The sequence below is a fragment of the Novosphingobium sp. B 225 genome (genome assembly GCF_002198665.1).
Classification (GTDB): domain Bacteria; phylum Pseudomonadota; class Alphaproteobacteria; order Sphingomonadales; family Sphingomonadaceae; genus Novosphingobium.
In genome coordinates this window covers 13,538-36,343 of record NZ_MWLM01000058.1, presented here as the reverse complement: position 1 = coordinate 36,343, position 22,806 = coordinate 13,538, and the positions used below count along the sequence as shown (strand labels likewise).

Sequence of the window (22,806 nt, the reverse complement as noted above, 5' to 3'; positions counted from 1 at the left end):
TCAGGTCGCCTTCACGCGGGCATCGCCCATGGTTACGGACATCGGCACCGAAGATGGCGGGGCCGGAACTGCCGCTACGCCAACCGCGCTCTGCGTCACCACCGGCACCGATTGCACAAAGGTACGCGCCGCCGCGACCGTCCAGACCCCGGTCACCGGCGGCCCGGCGAACTGCGGCACATCGGTCTGCAAGGCCAGAAAGCCCGTCTGGCTGCGCACCCGCGAATTGGTGGTAACCGATGACGTTGCGGGGCTGCCGGCATTGGCGCCTGCGGGGGTGGTCAGAACGGGTGCGGCCATGATGCTTTCTCCCTTTCCTAGACGACCGTGAAGGCGCCGTTCATCGCGTCGAACCCGCTGGCCGAGAGCTTGGCCGAGCCACCATTCGCCTCGATGCTGACTTCGGGTGCCTCGATCTTCACCGCGCTGCCCTCGATCGTGATCTTGCTGCCGCCGCTGGTCTCGATCTCGATCGTGCCCGCATCGTCATCTATCCGCAGGGTCACTCCGGCGGTCTTGAGGAACATGATCGCCGGAACCGCGTCTGCAGCTTCGATTTCGCCGTCTTTCCAGAAACAGCCGGACCAGATCGGGGTACTGATGTTCCCCGCCTCGAATTCGATCCAGACCGAAGCCCCGATCGGCGGCAAGGCGAAAAAACCGACCTGATCCCCTGCAAAGGGGGTGCACGGCAGCGCCCACATCACCTGTTCGCCCATCACCGACGGGCATTTCACCTGGACCATGCCGCGATGCGTATCGTCGGTATTGCCGGTCACTTCGCCGCGGTACTTGCCGTAGTATCGCTGGTTGAGCATTTCGACGACCCGGTCGAGCTGATCGATCATGCCGCCGCTCCCAGGTTGCGCAGGCCGTTGGCGCGGAGTTTGAAATCGACCAGGTGGTTGGCGGGGTTGATGACGTGGATCGTCTCGGTCACCTGATAGGGTCCGGACAGCTGGTCGCCTGCATACTGGATATCGACCACCTGATGCGGTTCGACCACAAAGCCCAATTGCGCGAGCGTGGCCGATGCATCGACCTGAACGAACCATGCCGCCTCGGTCAGTTCGGCCTGCTGGGCAAGGTACTGGTCCATCGGATCGGTCGCCGCAGCGCTGGTCAGTAAGGTGCGGTCCCCTACCCCCAGATCGACGATCGTGGTCGCACGCTGGTCCAGCGGGGGATCAGCCGGGGTCGCGCTCTGCTCGCTCTGTGTCCCCGATCGGGCATCCGATGCAAAGCCGCGCGCGGCGTTGGGCCGTTCGGAATCGACCCGCACTTCAAAGCGATAGACCGACACCACATCCGCTGGCGGCGGATTGATCCGGATGATACGGCCCGGATCAGGCGCCAGGACCGGTGGCAACGGTGGCAGGCTGATCGCGGTGGCCGACGTATCGGACCGCGGCGGCGAGCTGCGGATCTTGGCATTGGTGGTCACGGCAAAGGGTGGAATCGTGCCGACCACGTCATAGGTCAGCCAGAATTCCATGTTGTTGCGGCGCGCGATCCCTTTCAGGAATGCCAGATCGCTTTCGCGCTGCTGCAGCTTTTGGGTTTCAGGATAGTCTTTGGGCGTTGCCTGGACATCGGGGGTAAAGCCATAGCCCTGCAGGATCGTGGTTGCGGCATCAGATTCCTTGCCGGTATAGTTGGCCTGAATCCCCGCCCGGTCGAGCTCCACCCGGCGGTCATTGAACACCACTTCGCGCCAGCTGCCGGTGCCGCCGGTCATCGCGGCCGTGCGCACGCGGGTTATGGGCCCCCGGCACAGGCACGACAGCATGCTGCCCAGCGGCACGAACAGGCCCAGGGTCTGCCCGGCCTTCAGCTCGTTGCGGTTTTCAAGCTCAAGCCCGCCATCGCACAGATCGTCCTCAAACCGGATCGCCACTTTGGTCGGCTCGCTCAGCTTCTGTTCTACACGCACTTCCATCACCCAGCCGGTCAGCTGGTCATCAAGCTTGGCGTTGCCATCGCCGCAGGTGATGATAGCGCCCAGGCCCATCAGCGTGCCTTCACCGGAATCCGTACCAGCGGCAGATCGGCGATCGCATCGGGGTTGACCGCATCGTTGATCGCGCTGATCCGCCAGCCGCCCATCGGATCTCCCAGATAATAGGCCGCCAACCGGTCAAGCCGGTGCCCGGCCTTCCGGCGGTGCAGCCCCAGCTCAACCTGATCCGGCACCCGCGCGGGTGTGACCCAGACCACGCTGCGTCCGCGCCGGTCGGTCCCAAACCGGGTCTGGGCGTAAAGCACATAGCGGCTTTTCGGATCGAACTGGGCCATGGCATTTCCCCTAAAGCGGCAGCATCGAGGCGATGGCGGTGCCGACATTGGCCACATTGGCAATCGCCAGCGCATCGTCCTGAAGCTTGGTGAGTTTGAAGGCGGCCACCGCGATCTTGCTGGCGGTGGTATCGGTGCATTTGAACACGTCCGGGGTCAGCACCTGCAGCGCGACCGTGGCCTTGGCCATCAGGGGGTAAAGCCCCGGGGTGAATTCGGTAATGTCGATCGACAGTTCGGTCACCCGCACCGGCAGGATCGTGCCCGGCCCCAGCACCAGCAGGGTGATCGGCACCTTGCGCGGCTCGGCCTGGCGCATCGCATCGCCCGCCAGGGCCCCGGCGCTGGCGATCAGATCGCCAAACAGCCCCTCGGTCGGCTCGATCAGCTTTTTCAGTGCTGCCAGCCGCGATGCCACCCCGGTCAGTTCGGCTATGGGATTGCCCATTTCCAGATCGTCCGCCGCATCGAATTCCAGATCGAAGCGATAGGTCTGGTGCGGATCAAACGGCTGGACCAGAGGGGTCTGCGCCGCCTGGTTCTGCGGTGCGGTGGTAAACGGGTTCCATGTTTCGAACCCGCGCGTCACTTTGGCCGGATTGTACTGGAAAGGCACGATATTGGGGATGATGATCCCAAGGTCCTCGATCAACTGAACCAGTGCGCCGCGCATCACCACCGGCGATCTTGGGAAGCCCGTTTTAGCCATGACTGCCGCTCCGCGCCGCTGATATCCGGGCAAGCGGCTCGTCCCCAGCGGTGTTGACCGCGCTGACCAGCTTGCCTTCCTTCAGGAATTCCTGCCGCACCCCGGCCTCGACATCGGCCATGGAGATGGGCTTGCCTGCCGCTAGCGCGCGATAGGCGGCGCTGACCACGGCTCCCTTGATCTGTGCCGGAGTCAGATCATGCGTGCGGGCCAGCAGGCCGGCGCAGATATCGCGCAGGTCTTCGTCCGCCCCGGCGGCAGCCAGCATGGCGTGCCACAGCCGCTGCGCTTCATCACAGGCGGGGCGGCGGAATTCGACGATATAGCGCATCCGCCGCATGAAGGCCGGATCGATATTGCCGCGCATGTTTGTGGACAGGATCACCGGCCCTTCGAACCGTTCCATCAACTGCAACAGGTGCCCCAGATCGATGTTGCGAAAGCTTTCGCTCGATTGTTCGGCCTTGATCCTGGTCTGGCATATCCCGTCAGCCTCTTCGAAGTGCAGCAGCGCATTCAGGCGGCGGGCCAGTTCGAAAGCTTCGGTATAATTCTTTGCCGTATCACCGATATATTTGCTGATCATCGCCGACGCATCGACCACCAGCAGGTCCAACCCCAGATCCCGCGCGATCACTTGTGCCGACATCGATTTGCCCAGCCCCGGCGGGCCCGAAAACAGCGCCGAAAGCGGGGCCGCGCCCTGGAACATGCGCTGCCGTTCAGGATCGCCCAGCAGCCGCGCGCGCAGCTTTGCCTCGGCCGCGAAGTTTTCCAGCTGGACCACCACGGGTTCAGCCAGAACCAGATCATCCCAGCCGAATAGCGGGCTCTCGATCCGCCCGACATTGCGGCCCTGCATGGCATAGCGGTGGCGCAGCCAGGTGGCGAACGGAGGAACCTGAGCAAAGCCGTGCGGTGCGGCTGCGGCCAGGTCGGCCGGACTGGGCCGGATCAGCAGATCGTCCAGCTGGCCTTCAAGCTGTGGAAGATAGCGGCGCACCAGCCCGGCCCGGCTCTGTTCGGCCAATGGCGGCAGATCGAAATGCAGATCCGCCGTATCGGCGCGCGGGGTCAGCACTTCACCAGGTTCGAGCAGGAAGAACTGCAATTCGCACATCGCCGGACTGCCGCCGGGAACGGGCGGCATGCCCCGCCAGATCAGCGCCAGTCCGCCCAGCAATGCCATGCGCTGCAAAGACAGCCAGACCGCCTGGCCATCGCCGCCCGCGATCAGATCCGCATCGGCCAGTGCATGTCCAAATTCCAGCTTGTCCGCGAGCCAGCGGGCCAGACTGGCGCGGCCACTGCCCAATCCCGCACGCAGCGCCACCCGCACCTGCCGACCGCTCTTGCGCAGCGCGCCGATCGACCGCGCCAGCTCTGGCGCTTGCCATTCGGGCAGCGGTTCAACCGCAGCCACCTTCGAGACGGCGATATCGCCCGAAGTGATCCGCCCGAAATAGTAGTCAACCAGCGCCGGATCGGCATACCAGCAGATCGGCTCACCGGGGGAATAGTCCACCCGCCTGACCAGCCCCCAGCGCACCAGCGGCCGGGTCGGCCGGATAACCGGCTCCGGCCCTGCGGCATAGAGCAGGCGCAGGGCGATCTCGCCCGCCAGCGGCCGCTCTGCCCGGCCCTGCAAAGCGCCCACTTGCGGCCCGAGCGCGGGCTCCACCGCGATCGCCACGGCCAGGTCCAGCGCAGCGAGTTCCGCCGGTTCCAGCGCGAACATCTGCGCCAGCCGCGCGCGAAGCTTGCCAGCCGGACCAGCCAGGATCTGTTCCAGCCCGTCCAGCTCGGCCCGCATCGCCGCATGATCGGCCTTTGGCGCAGCGCCGCTGGCCAGGGCCAGCCGCAGCCGGGCCATGTCGACCACCACTTCGGCCGCGCTCGGCCCGTTAGTCCGCCGCGCCGCCATCACGGCACCCCCAGCCAAGCCGGAGGCGAATCCGCGCCGTTGACCGTCAGGCGCAAGGGATAGGTGCCGCTGGGCAAGGTCAGCCCCGCCTTGGGCACGGCCTCGACCTGCTGCGCTCCGGTGGCCACGAATTTGCCTGCATCCTTGGCGAGCGAGCCGGTGAAGGCAGTGGCCTGTTCATAGGCATCCCCGCCCAGCCCCAGCATCGCTTCGGTTCCCGCCAGATTGAGCACGCTGCCGGCATCGACAATGATCACCACGTTACGCGGATCTGGCCCGGCCTTGAGGCTGGCAGAGACCAGCGCCGGAGCCAGGGTAAGCGGCTGCCGGTTGCTTTCGACTGCCGCCGGATAGGCTGTGCCATCTTCGGCCATGGCCGTGCGGCGGCGCTGCAAGGCGATGCTGTACAGCCCCGGTGCCAGCGCGATCCATCGTCCCGCGCCGCTGGCATCGATCGCCCAGACAGTGGGCCGCACTTCGAATTGCAGTTGGCTGTCGCTGAACACGATCCGCCATTCCGGATTGGAAGCCGGTTCGATCAGAGCGGGGACAGTCAGACCCTGACCACGTAGCACCAGCACTGCATCGGTGCCATCGCCCAGCCCGCCGCCGCTGAAGCTGACCAGGGCATCGCCGCTGCCAGGGGACGCGCGTAGCACCCCCACAGCCGGGCTGGCCGGGAGTGTCAGGGTGCCGCCACCCAGCGCCGCAGGACGGGTGATCGAAAGGGTGGACTGCGAACCCGACAGCACCGGCGCGCCGCCCGGCTGCACCCCCAGCCCCACCTGCAACACAGGGATCCCGGTGGTTTGCGGAGGCTCGGGATTCAGCAGCAATGTGCGCAGTTCAAGAAAGGCCGAAAGCCGCGCCGAGCGCTCCTTATCGACGGACCAGAAAGATACCGATTCCTCTGGTTCAATCGGGCGGATGATAATCTCGATCGGTCGGCCGCCCAACGTCACACCACTGAACAGGGTCTGGCCGCCGATGTTGGTATCTTCAAAGATCTCGCCAAAATCGTGCAGCGTTTTCAGCGCCCAGCCCATCAGCGCGTGCTGGCTGGCGACGTCATCAAAAGTCGCGGTAATCGTAGCATGGGCCGTCAGCACGAAGAACAGCTTGAGCGCCATGGGCCGGGTCGCAATCGGATTGAGTCCGGTCTGACCTTCTGGCAGATCGGACCCGCCATCGTTGTCCTGCGAGACGTGATAGAGATGGACGTTGAGCCGAGTGTCCTGCGATTCATCGGCCTTTTCGGGCGGAAGCCGCGACACTACCAGGCCGCTCAAAGCGCTACCCGCCAGTCGTTTGACGTTGAATTCCAGCAGGTTGGCCAGCGCCTGCGATATGTCGTTGAGGTTGGCGGGACTGGCCATGGCCTAACGCAACCTTTCGCCGAACAGCATACGCGGTCGCGCCGGCGGCTCGATCGGACCGATCATTGATGCTTCGGCCGCGGTCTTGAGCACCGGAGCGCGCTGGGCCGGCTCGTTGGCGAGGGCCTGATCGGCCTGGACCGGTGTCTCACGCCTGCGCGCCTGCGCCTCGCCCACGGTCTGCTGCCGTTCGATCGCAGCAGCGATCCGCCGGTCCACTTCGCGCCAGTCAATCGGCTCGCCTTGTGGCAAGGCCGGTGGCTCCATCCCAGCGCGGGCCGGCTGAACGGAGGGGAGCGGAACCACTACCGGTTCGCCGGGCTGCACGGCGGGTGCGGCGTGCGCGCGCAGCGTTTCAGACTGCGGGACCGGGCTGGCCGGATCGGGTTGCGGGCGGGCGCGGGCCTCGGCCACCCGGGCATGCTGGCGCTCAGCAGGCTCGGCGCGATGGCGCTCAGGCCCGGGGGACGGATCTGCTTGCCCGGCCCTGCCCCATGGCTGCGCCGTGACCGGCGGCTGCACAGGGGCAGTGCGCGGGGCCGGGGTGAGCGGTTGCGGCGCGCGTTCTGCTGCGTTGCCCGGATCCGGAACACTCGCGCGGTGCGACGGTTCTGCACGCATGGGCCGCAAACCTTCACTCACCGGCAATGGCGCAGGCGGCGCGGCGGGCTGTGCGACCGGTCTCAACGCAGGCAGAGCGTCACCCGCCGGGCTGCGCCGGGATTGCGGGGCAGCGGGCAGTGGCGGCAATGCCTGCATTGCGGGGCGCAGCGCCGCCGGGGACGGATCCCCTATCCGGTCCTGCGCGCCATCATCCTCGATACCCGTTTCATAGCCGATCCCGAAGGTGAAATCCCCGGCCAGCTCGGGCGCGGCCAGCCGTTGATCGAACCGGGCCAGTGGCGATCCGGGGCGCATCGCGGGTTGCCCCTGTCCCGCCTGCGGCGCGCCGCCAGTCAAGGCCGCGGTGCGATCAAACAGCCGCTGGAGATAGCCGGTCATCCCGCCCTCCATTTCAGCGCCGCACTGCGCTCGCTTTCAATCAGCGCGGCATAGGCCTGCCGGTCGCGCCGGGGCAGCGCGCTGATGCTGGCGTGGTCCCAGCCATAGCGGCTGGCGATCAGGTGAGTTTCGCGGATCAGGAACGGCCGTTCGGCAGCGATGGAATCGATCAGAAAGCGGGCCATGTCGAACTGGGCCTGCTGCTCTGCCGCGCAATGCGGACAGGCAGTTGCGATCGGCAGGGTGAGCAGCGGAGCGGCGGCTTCCAGCACCGTTTCAACGGCGGCAAGTTCCGCCTCCCCCGCCGTGACCAGCCGCACCGCCATGTCTGCGCCGTCTTGGGCGGCAGCCAGATCCGCCAGGGTCGGTGGGCGCAGTTGCAGGCCCTGCGGCGTGGTCCAGAACCCGTCACGGTCCGCGCTGAACCCGCTTTGCGCCACCGCCGCATCCTGCGCGGCGATCAGTTCGGCCAGGGCAAATCCGAATTCGAACGGCTCTGCGCAGCTTTCACACGTCGATTTGCATTCGATCGTCTGAGCGAACTCTGCGGCGAAGATCCGGGCGCAGAGCCGGTCGAACAGGGCCACTGGCAGATCGTCCAGCCAGCCCGCCGGATTGTCTTGCCCCAGCCGGGCGACCAACTGCACCGCAGCCCCCGGATCAGCCGGATCGGCGCCCAGTTCTGCCATCCCGTCAAGCGCGGCGATGCGGACCTGTCGCGGCGCCATGCTGGGCAGTGATAGAGTGACCAGATACATCGGATTCGCCCGGTTTCCCGGCCTTTCGGTTTAAAATTCGCGCTTTTCGGTAACGGCCAGATCTCGCGAAAATCCTTCGTTCTGCAGGATGATCGTTTCAAACGCGATCGCGTTCCCATTGGCGTCGAATTCCGGTGCGGCGGTATATTCGCTGACCCAGCAGCGATAGGCGTGCCAGGCCTTCACCTTCACCCCTTGCCGGTTGTAGAGCTCGATCGTGATGTCCCGGCGAAAGTCCTTGAGCGAGATGTCCCCCGGCCCGGTAGGTGCATAGACCAGCGTCGCCCAGTCCTCGAACATGGTGCTGTGGCTCAGCCCCCGCTCGATCGTGATCGGTTCGAACGTGGCCAGACCCGGCGATTTTCGTTTGGTCGAAAGGTCACCGCCATCGCGGTGCTCGACCACTTCGATGGTCTGCTTGAGACCGCTGACCTTGCTGACGCCGGCCACCACTTCGGTGCCGAACAGGACGCGGAAGTTGAAGTTCTTGTAGGGATCGATCCGGGTCGAATTCGCCTGGAAAAGCTTGTCGGTCATGGCTGCTTACTCTCGCAAGGGTCGCGTCAGGCTGCGGCCTGCATAACGATCTGGGTGACGGTCACTTCGACGAACTCGGCCGGACGGTTCGGCGCGAAGCCGACCAGCACCTTGACGATGCCCAGCGCCACATCGGCGGGCGGATTGTTCGTCTCGTCGCAGACCACGTAATAGGCCGAAGACTTGGTCCGCGATGCAAAGGCATCCTGCAGCATCAGCCCGTTCATGAACGAATCCGCCGCCAGCCGGATGCTGGCCCACAGCGGCTCGGCATTGTTCTTGAACGTGGCAAAGCGCAGCCCGCGGTAAAGACTGTTCTCGATGAACAGCATCATCCGCCGGACGTTGACATAGCGATCGTCCATGTTGCCGGTATCATCCGCTCCGACCATCATCCGCGCGCCCCAGCTGGTGATGCCGGATGGATAATTACGGATCGCGTTGAGCGCCTTGGGGTTGATCTGCCCGTTCTGCGGATCGTTCATCGGCACGGACACGCCGATCACTCCGGTCAGAGTCGCTTCCAGGCCGGCCGGGGCCGTCCAGGTGCCGAACCGGGAATCGGTACGGGCATAGAGCCCCGCCATCGACCCGGATGGATCAATCCTCTTGCCGGCCGGGGCAGTGGCTGTGGGCACCAGCAATTGCGGCCAGAACACCACGGAATTGCGGGTATCGACCCCGGCCTTGATCGTGCTTGCCCCGGCAGAGGCCGACGCAATATCGGTCCAGGTCGATTCCGGATCGACGAACAGGATCGCCCGCTGACTGGCGGCAAAGGCACTGGCCGCGCCCCAGATCGCCTTGCGATCGACATCGGTCTGCAGATCGGCGCGCGGCAGGACGACCATATTGACGATTTCAATCGCGGTTTCCGCGATCGAAAAAGCGGCCTGGTATTCTGTCAGCCCGGGCTTGCTGCCATCCAGGCCCGCCACATGACTGGTCTGGAACCCCAGCCCGGCCGAACCGAGCTGATAGGCCGCACTGTTAGTAACGTCGGCGGGGGCCATCATGTTGCCCGCTGCACCAAGGTTATAGCCGCCGGCAACTGGCAGCCCGATCCCGGTGGTCATGGTCACGCCGGTCCCGAAGGCCGGGTTGAAGGCATCGCGCAGCCGCAGCGCCAGGCGCAACCCCTGCACTTCCACATTCCAGCGCTCGCTTGCCGCCGCGCCGGCCGCCGCCGCCAGCTCGGCCAGCGCCTGCCGGACATAGGCCAGCGAGCCGATCGCCCCCGGCACGCCCGTCACCGTGCCCGTGACCAGGGCATTGCCCGCCGTTCCACTGAGCGCAAAGGTGCCTTCATAAGCCAGCGCGGTTGAGCCCGGATCGGCAATGCGGAACCCGGTCAGCGTATTGCGCAGGGCCTTGGCGAAATCGTCCAGTCGGCTGAGCCAGGTAACCCCGAGCGTGCCGGACTGCGAACCCAGGATCGAGAATATCCCGGACGGGGCCGGTCGCAGCTTGGCGAAATTGTCGATCTCAAGCCCGCCCGATGCCACACCCAGCTGCAACGCTGCCGCCAGATCATTGGCTGCGGCAGGTGTGATCACAACCGGGCCCTTGGTCGATTCGATCCACAGCACGCCGCCACCGCCGAAATTGACGATATCCGCCGAAACCGTCACCGCCACCGAATGGGCGCTGGCGACCGCCGTGCTGATCGCCGCCCCGATCCGGGCCAGGACATTGGTGGAGGCAATCCCCGCCACATCGACCACCGCAGTAACCGGCGGCAGGTTGTCCACGCTGACCATGAAGGCATTGGCCGTACCGCTGATCGCGGCGACCAGATCGGCTTCGCCGGTCGTCGCCTTGGTGTGCAGCACCGCGCCGCCAATCGAAGCCCCGCGGGTCGTACCGGCCGAAGCCGACATATCCTCAACCGTGACCAGCTTGCTGATGCCGTTGACCAGATTGACGAAATAGCGCGAACTGGCCGGATCCATCGACAGGTCGACAAACCGTTCGGTGTCGCTGCGTTCAAAGCTGCCGTCGGTCTTTTGCGTGCTGCGAAACGCGGTCAGGTTGAAACTGCGTTCGGGGCTGGACGTGGCATAGTCGACCGCGACCCGCAGGTTGTTACCCGCCTTGCCGGAATCGCGGGCGATCACTTTCATTACCGCTGTCGACCCGCCTTCATTGCGCAGCCGGACCGAAGCCTGGGCATCGCCGCTGGCGATCCGCAGGACATAGGCATCCCCGCCGCCATTGATGAAGAACTGCGAAACCTGGTCCGCCATCTCGCCGGACGAGGTTGCCCCAAAGGCTCGCTGAAACTCCGACAGGCCCTGTACCCGCACCGGACTGCGCATCGGGCCCTGGTCAGCCATACCGATGAACAGCGCGATAGAGGTTGCCGCTGAGGGGATCGCTCGGAGGCCTGATGGCCGTTCGGCAATATAGACACCCGGGTAGGTAAAATTGGTCGCCATTGTTCGCAACTCCAGTCAGTCCGGCATCACGGCCGGAGTTCGGGAAGAGCGACCCAGAGGTCTGTCGGAGTAGGTCTCCGATCAGAGCGTCACGCCTGGCAATCTTGCCAGCGCGACTCGTTCGACAGGGGTAATGCTACGCAGGTCTACGGAGCGCTGGCAAACGGAAAAATCCCTATAATCCGAGGTTTGGCCGCGCGTTAGCGAGCTATCTGTTTGAGCGCAAAGCGCTCCGCCCGGGCACTCGCAACTTGAAATTAACCATAGATTCAGTCGCTAAGGCAGAGCAAATGGGATTGCTCAGGCACACTGCAAGCCCGACTCACCGATCCTTGCTCAGGACGAGTTGTGCGAATTTTCACACAGTTGGCAGGGTGGACCAATCAGCTTGTCCTGTGAATTTGATCATCGGTCGAGCATCCGCCTGGCCTTCGAATGTGCTACTTACCTTGCCACACTGGCTTGCGCTTTTCGGCAAAGGCGCGCGGTCCTTCGCGGGCATCGTCGCTGGCGCGCCAGGCCTGATAGGCGGGATAGGCCTCCTGACTGCTGAGCGCTGCGGCAAGGCTCGGCTCGTTCAACCCGCGATAGACCATTTCCTTCGACGCGCGGATCGACATCGGGGATGCGGCCAGTATCTCCGCACACCAACGCGTGACAGCTGTGTCTAGCTCGCTTGCAGGTACCACTTCATTGACGAAGCCAAGCCGCAGCCCTTCTGTAGCGGGGACCCGGCGCGACGTGAGGATCATGCCCAGCGCCTGCTTTTGCCCAATCTCCCGCGCCAGCCGGTGAACTCCGCCGCCCAGCGCCACCGCGCCAACCAGCGGCTCGGGCAAGCCAAAGCTTGCCTCGTCACTCGCCAGAATCAAATCGCAGGCCAGAGCCAGCTCAAACCCGCCGCCCAGCGCCAGCCCGTTGACTGCGGCAATGATCGGTTTGGGACAATCGAACCGTTCGACGATCCCGGCATAACCATGATCAGGATAGCTGCGATGTCCGCCTGACGCGACCACAGCCTTCAAGTCGGTCCCGGCGCAGAACGCGCGGCCCTCCCCCGTAACCACACAGACGAACTCATCGGCATTGGCGGCGAACTGATTAAAGGCCGCTTCCAGTTCGTCATGCATGTCCGGTGTGATCGCATTGAGCGACTGCGGGCGATTGAGCGTGATTCGACGAACCCCGCCGCTGATTTCGATTCGAATATTGTCCATCACTGCCTCCCCTGTTGCGGCGAGCGTTGCCAAGTCGGTGGCGAGGCGCAAGCGTTTTCCTACACGAACCATTTTGGTTATATAGACCGCCCCTATGACACCAAAGGATCTAGCAATGCCCATTCTTGATGCCCTGATCGGACCAATCGTATCGATCATCGACAAAGTGATCCCGGACAAGGCCGCACGCGAAAAGGCCAAACTGGAACTGCTGCAATTGCAGGGCTCGCAAGCTCTGGCCGAAATCCAGACCCAACTTTCCGCGATTGTCGCCGAAGCCAATTCACATGATCCATGGACCAGTCGCGCCAGACCCAGTTTCCTCTATGTGATGTACGTCTTGCTGCTGTGGGCCCTGCCGATGGGCCTGATTGGCGCATTCCGGCCCGATACGGCCATTGCCATCGCTCAGGGCATGAATGCATACCTGTCCGGCCTGCCCGAGCCGCTCTATGCGCTATTCGGCACTGGCTACCTTGGCTACACCGCCGCGCGGCAGTGGGGCAAAGTGGCTGGCAGCGACAAGTAGGCTGTAAAACGTTTGGTTATTTTCGAGTAATCTTTTGTCTTTATAGCTCGGTTTCGGAACGGCGCGCACTTGTACCTATCCGCGTGCCCGGGGAGCCGAAACGTGGCGTTGAAACAGGGTTTGAAGGCAAGAACCACAGCTGCACTGTTCGCGGCCGGACTTGTCGTGCCTATGTTGGCTGGCTGCTCCGGCCGCGATACCGAAGGATCGGAAAAAATCGCGGCGATCAATGCCGCCGCTTCGCGCGCCGAAGCAGCAGCGCAGCGGGCAGAAAAAGCCGCTGCCAAGGTCGCTACCCCCACGCCGACCGTGACCACCGAGGCACCCGAGGACGGTGAAGACTATCCGCAGGTCCAGAACCCTGAACATCCCGGCGAAAACGCCCCGCCGCCTACCGAATCCTGACTGCATGCTGACGCTCTGGCGCAGGTCGCCGGGGCCTGCGCGGGGCAAAAGTGCCGATTCGCCCCTTGCCTCTCATCGCGCCCCCGCGCATAGGCGGCGTGATGCATAACAACGAGGACGCGCATGAGCGACGTTAAGGGCGCCAGCCGGAACGGCGGCATGAACATCGATAGCAAGCTGGTTCGCGAACTGGCCGAGCTGCTGGCCGAAACCGGCCTTTCCGAAATCGAGGTCGAGGACGGCGATCGCAAGATCAAAGTGGCGCGCCAGCTGACAGCCGCCGCGCCGGTTCACGCCGTAGCCGCTCCCGCCCCTCTCGCCGCTCCAGCCTCCGTGGCGCCTGCAGCGCAAGCAGCTGCCCCGGCGGAAGATCCCAACGCCGTCAAATCCCCCATGGTCGGTACAGTCTATCTCTCATCCGAACCTGGCGCAGCTCCGTTTGTTTCGGTGGGTCAACAGGTCAAAGCCGGCGACACGCTGGTGATCGTGGAAGCGATGAAAGTGATGAACCCGATCACAGCGCCCGGCGCCGGAACAGTAAAGGCCATCCTGGTCGACAATGCCCAGCCGGTCGAATTCGACCAGCCGCTGGTCGTCATCGCGTAAGGACAGCACGCCAGTGGGCATCTCCCGGATCCTGATCGCCAACCGCGGCGAGATTGCGCTGCGCATTCACCGCGCAGCGCACGAAATGGGCATTGAAACGGTCGCGGTTCATTCAACCGCCGATGCCGATGCCATGCATGTGCGGCTGGCCGATCACGCTGTCTGCATTGGCCCTCCGGCGGCCAAAGACAGCTACCTAAATGTTGCTGCGATCATTTCCGCGGCGGAGATCACCCACGCCGATGCAATCCATCCCGGTTATGGCTTCCTGTCCGAAAACGCTCAGTTCGCGGACATTGTCGAAGCACACGGGATCACTTTTATCGGTCCCAAGCCCGAACACATCCGGACCATGGGTGACAAGATTGAGGCCAAGCGCACCGCCGGTGCGCTGGGCCTGCCACTGGTCCCAGGGTCGGACGGCGCAGTCAGCGAAATTGCTGAAGCCAAGCAAATTGCCGAAGCGGCCGGCTATCCGGTGATTATCAAAGCTGCCAGCGGTGGCGGCGGCCGGGGCATGAAAGTTTGCAACGGCCCGGACGAGCTGGAAACGCTGATCGCGCAGGCCGGGACTGAGGCCAAGGCCGCGTTTGGCGACGCCACAGTCTATATCGAAAAGTACCTCGGTAATCCGCGCCACATCGAATTCCAGGTGTTTGGCGATGGCGAAGGCAACGCGATCCATCTGGGTGAGCGCGATTGCAGCCTGCAGCGCCGCCACCAGAAAGTGCTGGAAGAAGCTCCCTCGCCCGTCATCAGCCCGGCAGAGCGGGACCGCATGGGCGGGATCGTTTCCAAAGCCATGGCCGATATGGGCTATCGCGGCGCGGGCACGATCGAGTTCCTGTGGGAAAATGGCGAGTTCTATTTCATCGAAATGAACACCCGGCTGCAGGTGGAGCATCCCGTTACCGAAGCGATCACCGGGGTCGATCTGGTGCGCGAGCAGATCCGGATTGCCGATGGCAAGCCTCTGTCAGTCGCTCAGGAAGACATCGAATTCAAAGGCCATGCGATCGAATGCCGGATCAATGCTGAAGATCCGTGGACTTTTGCCCCCTCACCGGGTCTGGTGCAGAACTATCACGCGGCGGGCGGCATGCACGTGCGCGTCGATAGCGGGCTCTATGCCGGGTACAAGATTCCGCCTTACTACGATTCGATGATCGCGAAGCTGATCGTTTCGGGCCGCAGCCGCGAAGGCTGCATCATGCGCCTGAAGCGCGCGCTGGAAGAAATGGTAATCGGCGGCGTTAAGACCAGCATCCCGCTGCACCAGGCGCTGATGAACGAGCCTGATTTCATCCACGGCGACTACACGATCAAATGGTTGGAAGAGTGGCTGGCGACGCGCGCCGGTTAAAATTCGGCTGCTCCGCTGACACTTCTACATTTCTGATTGGCCGAAATGGAGAAGGTCAAACGCCAGGGGGCCTGTAAGCCGGGTTCTGTAGCGCGGACGGTATCCCAAAAGAGACCGTATCCTCGCTGGCAGCCATTCCTCTAGGCCGGACATTGCTGCACGGCTCAAGCAACCAACCCGGGCGGTCGATGCGAAACACACCAGCCTGATCTTGCGATCAGGCGCGCCGCCCCTATTCGGTCTTGCTCCAGGTGGGGTTTGCCGTGCGAGCCCTGTTACCAGGACCCCGGTGCGCTCTTACCGCACCCTTTCACCCTTACTCCACCAACCCGCTCATCCTGAGCTTGTCGAAGGAGCGGTCTGCTCTCTGTGGCACTTTCCCTGGGCTTCCCTGCAAGCAAGTCGCCCGGCGGGCGTTACCCGCCACCCATGTTTCGTGGAGCCCGGACTTTCCTCGCGGTTCTTGCGAACCCCGCGGCTGCCCGGCCCCCTGGCGGGGCGGGCTGTAGGGGATTGAACGGTGCGAGGCAAGGATGGCGGAGGGCGCTACGCCCTTGCCATTAATCCCTCTCCATTTTTGCGAAGCACAAATGGAAAGGGTCGTCTTTAGCGCGTCCGCCCTTCGTCCCTATCCAGCAGCAGCGCGAACAGGATTGCCGAGCATTCCCCGTCGACCAGCCCGTCGATGATATGCGGCCGCCAGCGGCGCTGGAAGGCGCGCATGGCGGCGGGTTGATCGGAGATGTCATAGCCGAACCGTTCCAGCGCCAGAAAGAACGCACCGTCGTTTTCGAACGGGCTGGGCATGGTCACCCGCGGGGTCTTGAGGGCGAGGCGGTGGGCGGCGAGCAGGTCCCAGTCGAACAATTCACCCGGATCTTCCTTGCGCGCAGGCGCCACGTCGGAATGGCCGACCACGTTGGCGCGGGGAATGTCGTGGCGCTGAACCATGTCGGCCAGCAGCGGCAGCAGTGCCTCCATCTGGGCGTCAGGGAACGGACGATAGCCGAATTCGTGGCCGGGATTGACCAGTTCGATCCCGATCGAGGCCGAATTGATATCGGTGATCCCGCGCCAGGAACTGCGCCCGGCGTGCCAGGCGCGGCGGTCCTCGCGAACCAGGCGGTGGACGGATCCGTCCTCCTCGATCAGATAGTGCGCGGACACTTCCTTGCCCGGATCGCACAATTGCGCCAACGCCGCCTCTGCGCTCTGCATACCCGTGTAGTGCAGCACCACCATTGAAATGGGCAGCTTGCGCTCATTCCAGTTGGGCGATGGCGCTTCGAAGTGGATCAGTTCGGTCAATAAAGCCTCCCCATCACCCTTCCGGCAGCACCGCGCCCATCACCAGCGCGTCCTCGCTGAGCGCATATTGCAGGCCGCCGCCCTGCCCCGCCGCGATCTGGGCTATCATCCAGGCAGGAGCGGTACGGCTGGACAGGCCGTCGGTGGGCATTTCGCCCGACAGGGCCTTGCCCACTTCCGGATCGAAAGCGATGCGCGGGCCAGAGGCGCGGATCACGATTTCGCTCGCCCCGTCGCGGCTTTCCGCGCCGACATCCAGCGTCCCGCCCCGGATCAGCGCATCGATCCCGATCGCCGCAAGGTTGAGCAGCACCTTGACCGCCGGCTTGGGCATAGTCGCCACCCCCAACGCCCACTGCACCGTGATCCGTTCGTTGTTGGCTACCAGCGCATCGACCAGCGCGCGCGGTTCCTCGACCGCCACTTGCTCGCCAAAGCCCCCCGCCGCGCCAAAGGCCAGCCGGAAGAACTTCAGCTTGTCCGCACTGATCCGGGCCGACTGTTCCAGTAGCTCCATGCAGCGCTTGCGCATTTCGGGGTCTTTCTCCTCGGCGAGGAGTTCCAGCCCGTTGCTGAGCGCGCCCACCGGGCTGAGCAGGTCATGGCACAGCCGCGAACAGAGCAGTGCGGCGAGATCAAGCGAAGTGTCGGTCATCAAGGGTCCCTGTTCGATTTGCCTTCCCTTACCCTGCCGCGAGTCGCAGGGGAAGCGGTTGAAATCCATCCGCTCCATCGCGCCACAATTGCACCCCGGATCCCGCGACAATCGCCCAGATCCGGCCATCGCCGCTGGCCATGGCCCGGTCGGTAGCGGATGGTTCTGCCAGCCCGGTGGGGTGGGAGTGGTAATAGCCCAGCACCTGCGGCCCGCCGCCCCGCGCCGCGCGGTGGGCGACGATCAGCGCGGCGGGATCGATTTCGAAATGGCGGGCCGGATCGGGGTGCACATTGGCCGCCGGGCGTGCCTCCTCCACCCGCGCGCCCTGCCCCAGCAACAGCCCGCAGCATTCCAGCGGATGCGCCTTTGCCGCTTCTTCCAGCAGTGTGGCCAAGATGCCACTTGTCAGCACAGGGTCCATGCCCATCTTGCTAGCAATGAACGGGGGGAATTCCATCATTTCCGGCGTGACCGGCGCAGATGGCCAGCGGCTGGACAAGGCTCTGGCCGATGCGAGCGGGCTGTCGCGCGAACGGATCAAGGCCTTGCTGGGCGAAGGCCGGGTGCGGCTGAATGGAAAGCCAGCCGCGCAGGCCAGCCTCAAACTCGCCGCCGAAACCCCGTTTGAAATCGATGTGCCCGCCGCCTCTCCGGCCGAAGCGCAGGCCCAGGACATTCCCCTGACCATCGTGTTCGAGGACGAGCACCTGATCGTGATCGACAAGCCCGCGGGTTTGGTGGTCCACCCGGCGGCCGGGAACCTGGACGGTACGCTGGTCAACGCCTTGCTCCATCATTGCAAGGGTCAGCTATCGGGGATTGGCGGGGTAGTTCGGCCGGGGATCGTGCACCGGATCGACAAGGAAACGTCCGGATTGCTGGTGGTAGCCAAGACCGACAAGGCCCACGAAGGCCTGGCCCGGCAATTTGCCGATCATACGATCGAGCGCGCCTATTTCGCGATTGTTGCCGGGGTGCCTGTCCCGCCTGCGGGAACGGTGCGCGGGCAAATCGGACGATCGGATCACGACCGCAAGAAAATGGCGGTACTGCACGAGCTCAACAAGCGCGGCAAACACGCGGTAACGCATTACCGGCTGGTTGAAGCCTTCACGGGCGCCGCGCTGATCGAATGCCGGCTGGAAACCGGGCGAACCCACCAGGTCCGCGTTCATATGTCGTCAATCGGCCATGGGCTACTGGGCGATCCTGTCTATGGACGCACACCCCCACGGCTCCGGCCGATCCTCACCCAGCTTCACTTCGCCCGGCAGGCGCTGCACGCCGCAGTCCTGGGCTTCATCCACCCCGTCACGGGGGCGGTCTTGCGCTTTGAAAGCAAGCCGCCTGCCGACATGGCGGGGCTGTTGGTCGAATTGAGGAACCAAAGCTGATCTATCTTGTTACAACACCTAACTATGTGGCCACCGCGCCGGGATGCCTCTATAGGGTCTCATCAGGGTGGGCCGACGATGAAAGGACTTTGACGTCGTATGTCGGACAATGAATCCCAGCTCCCCGCACGCAGCACCGGCACTCTGCCGACGCTGAGCGGCGAACAAAGCCTCAACCGCTATCTGGCGGAGATCAAGAAGTTCCCGGTGCTGACGGCTGAGCAGGAATACATGCTCGCCAAGCGCTATGCCGAACATCAGGATCCCGAAGCGGCCAAACAGCTGGTCACCAGCCACCTGCGGCTCGTTGCCAAGATCGCGATGGGTTACCGCGGCTATGGCCTGCCGGTCAGCGAACTGATCAGCGAAGGCAACATCGGCCTGATGCAGGGCGTCAAGAAGTTCGAACCGGAACGCGGCTTCCGCCTCGCCACCTATGCGATGTGGTGGATCAAGGCGTCGATGCAGGAATTCATCCTGCGCAGCTGGTCGCTGGTCAAGATGGGCACCACCGCGGCGCAGAAGAAGCTGTTCTTCAACCTGCGGCGGATGAAGAAGAACCTCGACGCTTACGAGGATTCGGATCTGCACCCCGATCAGGTCAAGGCAATTGCCACCAAGCTGGGCGTGTCAGAGACCGAAGTGGTCAACATGAACCGCCGGATGATGATGGGCGGCGATGCCAGCCTCAACGTCTCGTTCAATGACGAGGGCGAAGGCCAGTGGCAGGACCTGCTGGAAGACCAGGGCCCGCTCCAGGACGAAATGGTCGCCGAAGCCGAAGAGGCCGGGCTGCGCCATGCCCTGCTGGCCGAAGCCATGGAAAGCCTGAACGAGCGTGAGCGCCACATCCTGACCCAGCGCCGCCTGATCGACGATCCCAAGACGCTGGAAGAACTAAGCCAGGAATACAACGTCAGCCGCGAACGCGTCCGCCAGATCGAAGTGCGCGCGTTTGAAAAGCTGCAGAAGGCGATGCTGCGCGTCGCCAACGATCGCCGCCTGCTGACCGCGGCCTGACGCTGAAACGGGGGCGTTCTACCAAACGCCCCCGCCAGCATAATCCCGCTTCCAATCGTCCCAGCAGCGCGGCACTTTCAACCCTGTGGCCAGGATCAGCTTGCGCGGCAGAAACATGGCGAAATCGAGCGTTTTGCCAACTCGGGCCGATTGCCCCCGCTGCCCTCCGTGCAGTTCGCCGTTGCCACCGATCAGCAGGCCCTGAGGGCTGCGTTCCAGCTTCAGGGTCAGCCAGTCAATATCCTGGCGCAGGTCCCCCTCCAGATAGGCATCCCGCCCGGTGCGCCCTTCGATATAGCCGACCCCTGCGCCTTGCAGTGACAGCTGAACGCAGTCTTCGAATTCCAGCAAGCGGGCGAAATCTTCAACCCCCAGGTTGATCCGCAGGTACGGCCCGTCGCTGGTGGGCCAGTGCGCTTCAAGCAGGCCGCTGGCATAGCGCGTCGCCCGGTTGGCAGGTCTCATGCCCATGAAACGGTCTTGGAAGCCGGCTGACACAAACGGGCCATAGGGATCCCGGGCAGTGCCATCCTGACCCCAATCGACTTGCCCTTCCAGCACCAGGCCACCAAATCGTGCGAGGCCCAGGTTGCTGGTTGCCAGCCGCCCACCCGCCACTTCGCCCAGCGACGGATCTTCCGCTTGTCCAGGCAACTGCGGCTGGCCCTGCAAACGCAGCGCCAGGGCGGGAATCAGGACTTCGCCCACAAAGGTCAGTCCGGCCACGTCCAACCCTTCGATCGGACTGATCATCTCCGCCACTTGCGCCGTCAGAGCGATCCGCAGCCCTGCGGGAGTGGGTTCGAAATCCATGTCGATCTGGCTGAATTGAAGATAGGCAGCGCGTGGCTTGTCTGGTTCCGGCTTGGCGAGCGGCACATTGACTGACCCCAGCCGATGCCCTCCATGGCGGGAAAGGGTGAACGCGAACCGTTCTTTCGGCAGGTAGGTGAAGTTGCCGAATGATGTGAGCGAAGGCACGCTTTGCCCCAGATCAAGCGTGAGCACGGGCGCAGTCGCCGCCCACAGCCCATCGCCGCCTTGCACAACCCGATCAAATCCGAGGAACTTCCAGTTGCTCAGCTGGCGCGGGGCCAGCATTACCCCAACCGCCGCCAGTTTCGGCATAGCGAAATGCGACAGCACGGCGGGATCACCGTGCAAGGCGAACTGCCCGTCCACCAGCGCAGACCCATCCATCGCCCGAATGCGCAGATCGTCCAGATTCATTGCACTGTCCCCGTTTTATGCAGGGTTCAAATAGCAGAGAGCAATGAATTTTCCCTTGCCCAGTCGTGACTTGGCCCCGCCAGCACGAAAGTACCGACGGGGCCGACAGTGCCTGCAAGTTTGGGCTCAAGCCGAGCAAACACGCCCTTGTAACAGATTCGCACGTCCTTTTCCTTGCAGGTGCGGTGCCCCGTCCATCAGGACTACCGCTGCCACAACGCGGGGCGCAGCAATCTTGTCCGCCTTCACTGCACAATTTTCCAAATGGCCGCCTTGCTTGCGGTTTTGCGGGATTTCCGCCATCAGGCGGTAACTTCCCTTCCCCGCAGGAAACTCTCAGTGTCGCAAGCCATTACACCCGAAGCTATCCAGCCTGCCGCAGCGGCACGGCCAGCCCGCGCGGCGGCGGGGCAAAAGCAGATCGCGCTGCGGCTGGCGGGCCTTGAAGGGATTGTCGGGCTGCACCTTGGGATCGGTCATTCGCTGCTGGTGGGCAAATTGGAACCCCAGCTCAAGCCACTGGGACTAACTGCCAAGCAAGTCACGATCCTGTGGCTGGCCGAAGCTAATCCGGACCTGACCCAGATCGAACTTTCCCGCTTTCTGGAAATCGAACGCGCTACAATCCACCAGTTCACCCGCAGCCTGGTGGGCAACGGCATGATCGATATTGTTCCCCACCCGACCGACCGCCGCGCCACCACCCTGCGGCCGACCCCACTGGGCACTGCCAAGCTGGCCGAAGCCCGTGCAATCATCGCCCGGCACGAGACCGAGGCGACTTCCGCACTCAGCCCGATCGAGCGGCGTCTGCTGCTGGAACTGCTGATGAAACTGCACGGGGCAGCAAGGCCCGACTGACGCCTTGTCGCCAAGGGTGCTTTACCTGCACCATGCACCTCCGCTAGACTGCGCGCGATGCGAAGTTTACTCACGCCGTCCAGCCCACGCGCCAACAGCGGTCTGGCCTATCGGTTCGGCTGGTGGATCGGCCGTGCAATCGTCTGGTTCCTGATGGTCAGCGTCGGACTGACCCTGCTCTACAAATGGGTACCGGTGCCTATCACGCTGACCATGGTGACCGACCCGAACGGTTTTGACAAAAGCTGGACCCCGCTCAGCCGGATTGACCGCACAATGGTCTCAGCCGTGATCGCGGGCGAAGATGCGAAGTTCTGCAGCCACACCGGGTTTGACAAGGAAGCGATCGAAAAGGCGATGCAGCGCAACGCCAGTTCCAGCCGCCTGCGCGGTGGATCGACGATCAGCCAGCAGACCGCCAAGAACGTGTTCCTGTGGCAGGGCACCGGCTGGACCCGCTATGCCCGCAAGGGGCTTGAGGTGTGGTTCACCTTTCTGATCGAAAATATCTGGGGTAAGCGCCGGATCATGGAGGTTTACCTCAACGTCGCGGAAACTGGCTTAGGCACTTATGGGGTCGAAGCTGGGGCACAGCGTTATTACAACCATTCTGCCGCGCGCCTGTCCGCGATCGAGGCCGCCCGCATCGCCGCCGCCCTCCCCGCACCCAAGCGCCGCGAGGTCAACACGCCCAGCGGCTTCACCCGCCGCCACGGCAACGCCATCGCCGCCCGCAGCGGCGTGGTACGCAGCGAAGCGCTGGATGCATGCGTTTATGAGTGAACTATCCGCAACGATTTGTACTTTCGCACCGAATGCCGATCATGCTTTGGCGCAATCGGAAGTTGGCGCAGTTCAACCTTTTCAAAGTCCTGCCCGACAATCGGAAGAACGTTTCCTGACGTCACGTGCAAGGCCTGAATCCGATCCTGATCGTTAGTCGAACCGCGCATCAGCTGGATCACCTTGCGCCTCAGTTGTTCACGATGGGAGGCGCTGCTGATCTTGCGCTTTGATCCCGCATTGGCGTTGGCAAAGCTCGCACGGACTGTCCGATGCAGGGTTTCGCCAGCCAGCCTGCGGGGGCGCGCATTGATTGCTACCAGCCAGTCGTCATTGTGCATCGGCATGCAGCATTGAACGGTGAGGTCTCCCAAGAGACTTGGGCATGGCTCC

Annotated in this window: 25 protein-coding genes and 1 other RNA gene; 8 read left to right on the top strand and 18 right to left on the bottom strand. The window is 63.7% G+C overall.

All coding sequences use genetic code 11. The annotated features are described in order from the left end of the window. The 12 genes from MNBBLIKP_RS10620 to MNBBLIKP_RS10565 form a co-directional block, all read right to left on the bottom strand. A complete protein-coding gene (locus MNBBLIKP_RS10620) occupies positions 1 to 300 on the bottom strand; it encodes a hypothetical protein (protein WP_088310230.1) in 300 nt (99 codons plus the stop codon). A 17-nt stretch (positions 301 to 317) separates the two neighbouring features. Next, positions 318 to 848, bottom strand: a complete 531-nt coding sequence (locus MNBBLIKP_RS10615; RefSeq protein WP_217896678.1) for a phage baseplate assembly protein V — start codon at positions 846 to 848, stop codon at positions 318 to 320. After that, entirely contained in the window at positions 845 to 2,011 is a 1,167-nt protein-coding gene (locus tag MNBBLIKP_RS10610; RefSeq protein ID WP_088310229.1) for a hypothetical protein, read from the bottom strand. The genes MNBBLIKP_RS10615 and MNBBLIKP_RS10610 overlap by 4 nt, the downstream gene beginning before the upstream one ends. Next, positions 2,011 to 2,295, bottom strand: a complete 285-nt coding sequence (locus tag MNBBLIKP_RS10605; protein ID WP_088310228.1) for a hypothetical protein — start codon at positions 2,293 to 2,295, stop codon at positions 2,011 to 2,013. The genes MNBBLIKP_RS10610 and MNBBLIKP_RS10605 overlap by 1 nt, the downstream gene beginning before the upstream one ends. 10 nt (positions 2,296 to 2,305) lie before the next feature. Further along, on the bottom strand, positions 2,306 to 3,004 hold the full coding sequence (locus MNBBLIKP_RS10600) for a hypothetical protein (protein WP_140420587.1): 699 nt from the start codon (positions 3,002 to 3,004) through the stop codon (positions 2,306 to 2,308). After that, positions 2,997 to 4,946, bottom strand: a complete 1,950-nt coding sequence (locus MNBBLIKP_RS10595) for an ATP-binding protein (RefSeq protein ID WP_140420586.1) — start codon at positions 4,944 to 4,946, stop codon at positions 2,997 to 2,999. The genes MNBBLIKP_RS10600 and MNBBLIKP_RS10595 overlap by 8 nt, the downstream gene beginning before the upstream one ends. Continuing rightward, a complete protein-coding gene (locus MNBBLIKP_RS10590; protein ID WP_088310225.1) occupies positions 4,928 to 6,304 on the bottom strand; it encodes a Pvc16 family protein in 1,377 nt (458 codons plus the stop codon). The genes MNBBLIKP_RS10595 and MNBBLIKP_RS10590 overlap by 19 nt, the downstream gene beginning before the upstream one ends. A 3-nt stretch (positions 6,305 to 6,307) precedes the next feature. Continuing rightward, positions 6,308 to 7,306, bottom strand: coding sequence for a hypothetical protein (locus tag MNBBLIKP_RS10585; protein WP_140420585.1), 999 nt, complete (start codon positions 7,304 to 7,306; stop codon positions 6,308 to 6,310). After that, the gene (locus tag MNBBLIKP_RS10580) at positions 7,303 to 8,064 is read right to left on the bottom strand and encodes a hypothetical protein (RefSeq protein ID WP_088310223.1); all 762 of its coding nucleotides are present in this window, start codon (positions 8,062 to 8,064) and stop codon (positions 7,303 to 7,305) included. Before MNBBLIKP_RS10580 ends, MNBBLIKP_RS10585 begins: the two co-directional genes overlap by 4 nt. Positions 8,065 to 8,094: 30 nt before the next feature. Next, the gene (locus tag MNBBLIKP_RS10575; protein WP_088310222.1) at positions 8,095 to 8,601 is read right to left on the bottom strand and encodes a phage tail protein; all 507 of its coding nucleotides are present in this window, start codon (positions 8,599 to 8,601) and stop codon (positions 8,095 to 8,097) included. 26 nt (positions 8,602 to 8,627) lie between these two features. Continuing rightward, complete coding sequence (locus MNBBLIKP_RS10570; protein ID WP_088310221.1) at positions 8,628 to 11,039, bottom strand: phage tail sheath family protein; 2,412 nt, start codon at positions 11,037 to 11,039, stop codon at positions 8,628 to 8,630. A gap of 440 nt (positions 11,040 to 11,479) precedes the next feature. Further along, positions 11,480 to 12,256, bottom strand: coding sequence for an enoyl-CoA hydratase-related protein (locus MNBBLIKP_RS10565; protein WP_088310220.1), 777 nt, complete (start codon positions 12,254 to 12,256; stop codon positions 11,480 to 11,482). A gap of 115 nt (positions 12,257 to 12,371) precedes the next feature. Between MNBBLIKP_RS10565 and MNBBLIKP_RS10560 the strand changes: the two genes are divergently transcribed. From MNBBLIKP_RS10560 to accC, 4 genes are all read left to right on the top strand, one after another. Continuing rightward, entirely contained in the window at positions 12,372 to 12,785 is a 414-nt protein-coding gene (locus MNBBLIKP_RS10560) for a holin family protein (protein WP_088310219.1), read from the top strand. A gap of 165 nt (positions 12,786 to 12,950) precedes the next feature. After that, on the top strand, positions 12,951 to 13,190 hold the full coding sequence (locus MNBBLIKP_RS10555) for a hypothetical protein (protein WP_140420584.1): 240 nt from the start codon (positions 12,951 to 12,953) through the stop codon (positions 13,188 to 13,190). Between the two features lie 123 nt (positions 13,191 to 13,313). Beyond that, positions 13,314 to 13,796, top strand: a complete 483-nt coding sequence (gene accB, locus MNBBLIKP_RS10550) for an acetyl-CoA carboxylase biotin carboxyl carrier protein (RefSeq protein ID WP_088310217.1) — start codon at positions 13,314 to 13,316, stop codon at positions 13,794 to 13,796. A 13-nt stretch (positions 13,797 to 13,809) separates the two neighbouring features. After that, a complete protein-coding gene (accC, locus tag MNBBLIKP_RS10545; protein WP_088310216.1) occupies positions 13,810 to 15,159 on the top strand; it encodes an acetyl-CoA carboxylase biotin carboxylase subunit in 1,350 nt (449 codons plus the stop codon). 58 nt (positions 15,160 to 15,217) lie between these two features. Here accC and rnpB read toward each other — a convergent pair. The 4 genes from rnpB to MNBBLIKP_RS10525 all read right to left on the bottom strand — a co-directional run bounded on the left by rnpB (position 15,218) and on the right by MNBBLIKP_RS10525 (position 17,585). After that, positions 15,218 to 15,653, bottom strand: an RNA gene (gene rnpB / locus MNBBLIKP_RS10540) — RNase P RNA component class A. Positions 15,654 to 15,765: 112 nt separating this feature from the next. After that, the gene (locus tag MNBBLIKP_RS10535; protein ID WP_088310237.1) at positions 15,766 to 16,401 is read right to left on the bottom strand and encodes an N-acetylmuramoyl-L-alanine amidase; all 636 of its coding nucleotides are present in this window, start codon (positions 16,399 to 16,401) and stop codon (positions 15,766 to 15,768) included. A 79-nt stretch (positions 16,402 to 16,480) separates the two neighbouring features. After that, positions 16,481 to 17,122: a histidine phosphotransferase family protein gene (locus tag MNBBLIKP_RS10530; protein WP_088310215.1), complete on the bottom strand. Its 642-nt coding sequence runs from the start codon at positions 17,120 to 17,122 to the stop codon at positions 16,481 to 16,483. Positions 17,123 to 17,150: 28 nt separating this feature from the next. Next, positions 17,151 to 17,585, bottom strand: a complete 435-nt coding sequence (locus tag MNBBLIKP_RS10525; RefSeq protein WP_441339274.1) for a M67 family metallopeptidase — start codon at positions 17,583 to 17,585, stop codon at positions 17,151 to 17,153. On the opposite strand from MNBBLIKP_RS10525, the gene MNBBLIKP_RS10520 reads away from it, so the two are divergent. Both MNBBLIKP_RS10520 and rpoH read left to right on the top strand, forming a co-directional pair. After that, a complete protein-coding gene (locus MNBBLIKP_RS10520; protein WP_088310214.1) occupies positions 17,563 to 18,519 on the top strand; it encodes an RluA family pseudouridine synthase in 957 nt (318 codons plus the stop codon). The two genes, MNBBLIKP_RS10525 and MNBBLIKP_RS10520, sit on opposite strands and share 23 nt — an antisense overlap. Positions 18,520 to 18,618: 99 nt before the next feature. Then, positions 18,619 to 19,539, top strand: coding sequence for an RNA polymerase sigma factor RpoH (rpoH, locus tag MNBBLIKP_RS10515; RefSeq protein ID WP_088310213.1), 921 nt, complete (start codon positions 18,619 to 18,621; stop codon positions 19,537 to 19,539). Between the two features lie 18 nt (positions 19,540 to 19,557). On the opposite strand, the gene MNBBLIKP_RS10510 is transcribed toward rpoH, so the two are convergent. Next, positions 19,558 to 20,769: a hypothetical protein gene (locus MNBBLIKP_RS10510; protein WP_088310212.1), complete on the bottom strand. Its 1,212-nt coding sequence runs from the start codon at positions 20,767 to 20,769 to the stop codon at positions 19,558 to 19,560. A gap of 339 nt (positions 20,770 to 21,108) precedes the next feature. On the opposite strand from MNBBLIKP_RS10510, the gene MNBBLIKP_RS10505 reads away from it, so the two are divergent. Together MNBBLIKP_RS10505 and mtgA are read left to right on the top strand one after the other, a co-directional pair. Further along, entirely contained in the window at positions 21,109 to 21,630 is a 522-nt protein-coding gene (locus tag MNBBLIKP_RS10505; protein ID WP_176399738.1) for a MarR family winged helix-turn-helix transcriptional regulator, read from the top strand. 57 nt (positions 21,631 to 21,687) lie between these two features. Further along, positions 21,688 to 22,413 carry a monofunctional biosynthetic peptidoglycan transglycosylase gene (mtgA, locus tag MNBBLIKP_RS10500; RefSeq protein WP_088310210.1) on the top strand — a complete coding sequence of 242 codons (726 nt, stop codon included), beginning with the start codon at positions 21,688 to 21,690 and terminating at the stop codon, positions 22,411 to 22,413. On the opposite strand, the gene MNBBLIKP_RS10495 is transcribed toward mtgA, so the two are convergent. Then, positions 22,404 to 22,787, bottom strand: coding sequence for a hypothetical protein (locus MNBBLIKP_RS10495; protein WP_140420583.1), 384 nt, complete (start codon positions 22,785 to 22,787; stop codon positions 22,404 to 22,406). The two genes, mtgA and MNBBLIKP_RS10495, sit on opposite strands and share 10 nt — an antisense overlap. Positions 22,788 to 22,806: the final 19 nt, after the last annotated feature.

Coding starts and splice junctions, on each gene's coding strand:
- MNBBLIKP_RS10620 (WP_088310230.1), bottom strand. CDS start 300: ATGGCCGCACCCGTTCTGACCACCCCCGCAGGCGCCAATGCCGGCAGC.
- MNBBLIKP_RS10615 (WP_217896678.1), bottom strand. CDS start 848: ATGATCGATCAGCTCGACCGGGTCGTCGAAATGCTCAACCAGCGATAC.
- MNBBLIKP_RS10610 (WP_088310229.1), bottom strand. CDS start 2,011: ATGGGCCTGGGCGCTATCATCACCTGCGGCGATGGCAACGCCAAGCTT.
- MNBBLIKP_RS10605 (WP_088310228.1), bottom strand. CDS start 2,295: ATGGCCCAGTTCGATCCGAAAAGCCGCTATGTGCTTTACGCCCAGACC.
- MNBBLIKP_RS10600 (WP_140420587.1), bottom strand. CDS start 3,004: ATGGCTAAAACGGGCTTCCCAAGATCGCCGGTGGTGATGCGCGGCGCA.
- MNBBLIKP_RS10590 (WP_088310225.1), bottom strand. CDS start 6,304: ATGGCCAGTCCCGCCAACCTCAACGACATATCGCAGGCGCTGGCCAAC.
- MNBBLIKP_RS10585 (WP_140420585.1), bottom strand. CDS start 7,306: ATGACCGGCTATCTCCAGCGGCTGTTTGATCGCACCGCGGCCTTGACT.
- MNBBLIKP_RS10580 (WP_088310223.1), bottom strand. CDS start 8,064: ATGTATCTGGTCACTCTATCACTGCCCAGCATGGCGCCGCGACAGGTC.
- MNBBLIKP_RS10575 (WP_088310222.1), bottom strand. CDS start 8,601: ATGACCGACAAGCTTTTCCAGGCGAATTCGACCCGGATCGATCCCTAC.
- MNBBLIKP_RS10570 (WP_088310221.1), bottom strand. CDS start 11,039: ATGGCGACCAATTTTACCTACCCGGGTGTCTATATTGCCGAACGGCCA.
- MNBBLIKP_RS10565 (WP_088310220.1), bottom strand. CDS start 12,256: ATGGACAATATTCGAATCGAAATCAGCGGCGGGGTTCGTCGAATCACG.
- MNBBLIKP_RS10560 (WP_088310219.1), top strand. CDS start 12,372: ATGCCCATTCTTGATGCCCTGATCGGACCAATCGTATCGATCATCGAC.
- accB (WP_088310217.1), top strand. CDS start 13,314: ATGAGCGACGTTAAGGGCGCCAGCCGGAACGGCGGCATGAACATCGAT.
- MNBBLIKP_RS10535 (WP_088310237.1), bottom strand. CDS start 16,401: ATGGTGGTGCTGCACTACACGGGTATGCAGAGCGCAGAGGCGGCGTTG.
- MNBBLIKP_RS10530 (WP_088310215.1), bottom strand. CDS start 17,122: ATGACCGACACTTCGCTTGATCTCGCCGCACTGCTCTGTTCGCGGCTG.
- MNBBLIKP_RS10520 (WP_088310214.1), top strand. CDS start 17,563: ATGAACGGGGGGAATTCCATCATTTCCGGCGTGACCGGCGCAGATGGC.
- MNBBLIKP_RS10525 (WP_441339274.1), bottom strand. CDS start 17,585: ATGATGGAATTCCCCCCGTTCATTGCTAGCAAGATGGGCATGGACCCT.
- rpoH (WP_088310213.1), top strand. CDS start 18,619: ATGTCGGACAATGAATCCCAGCTCCCCGCACGCAGCACCGGCACTCTG.
- MNBBLIKP_RS10510 (WP_088310212.1), bottom strand. CDS start 20,769: ATGAATCTGGACGATCTGCGCATTCGGGCGATGGATGGGTCTGCGCTG.
- mtgA (WP_088310210.1), top strand. CDS start 21,688: ATGCGAAGTTTACTCACGCCGTCCAGCCCACGCGCCAACAGCGGTCTG.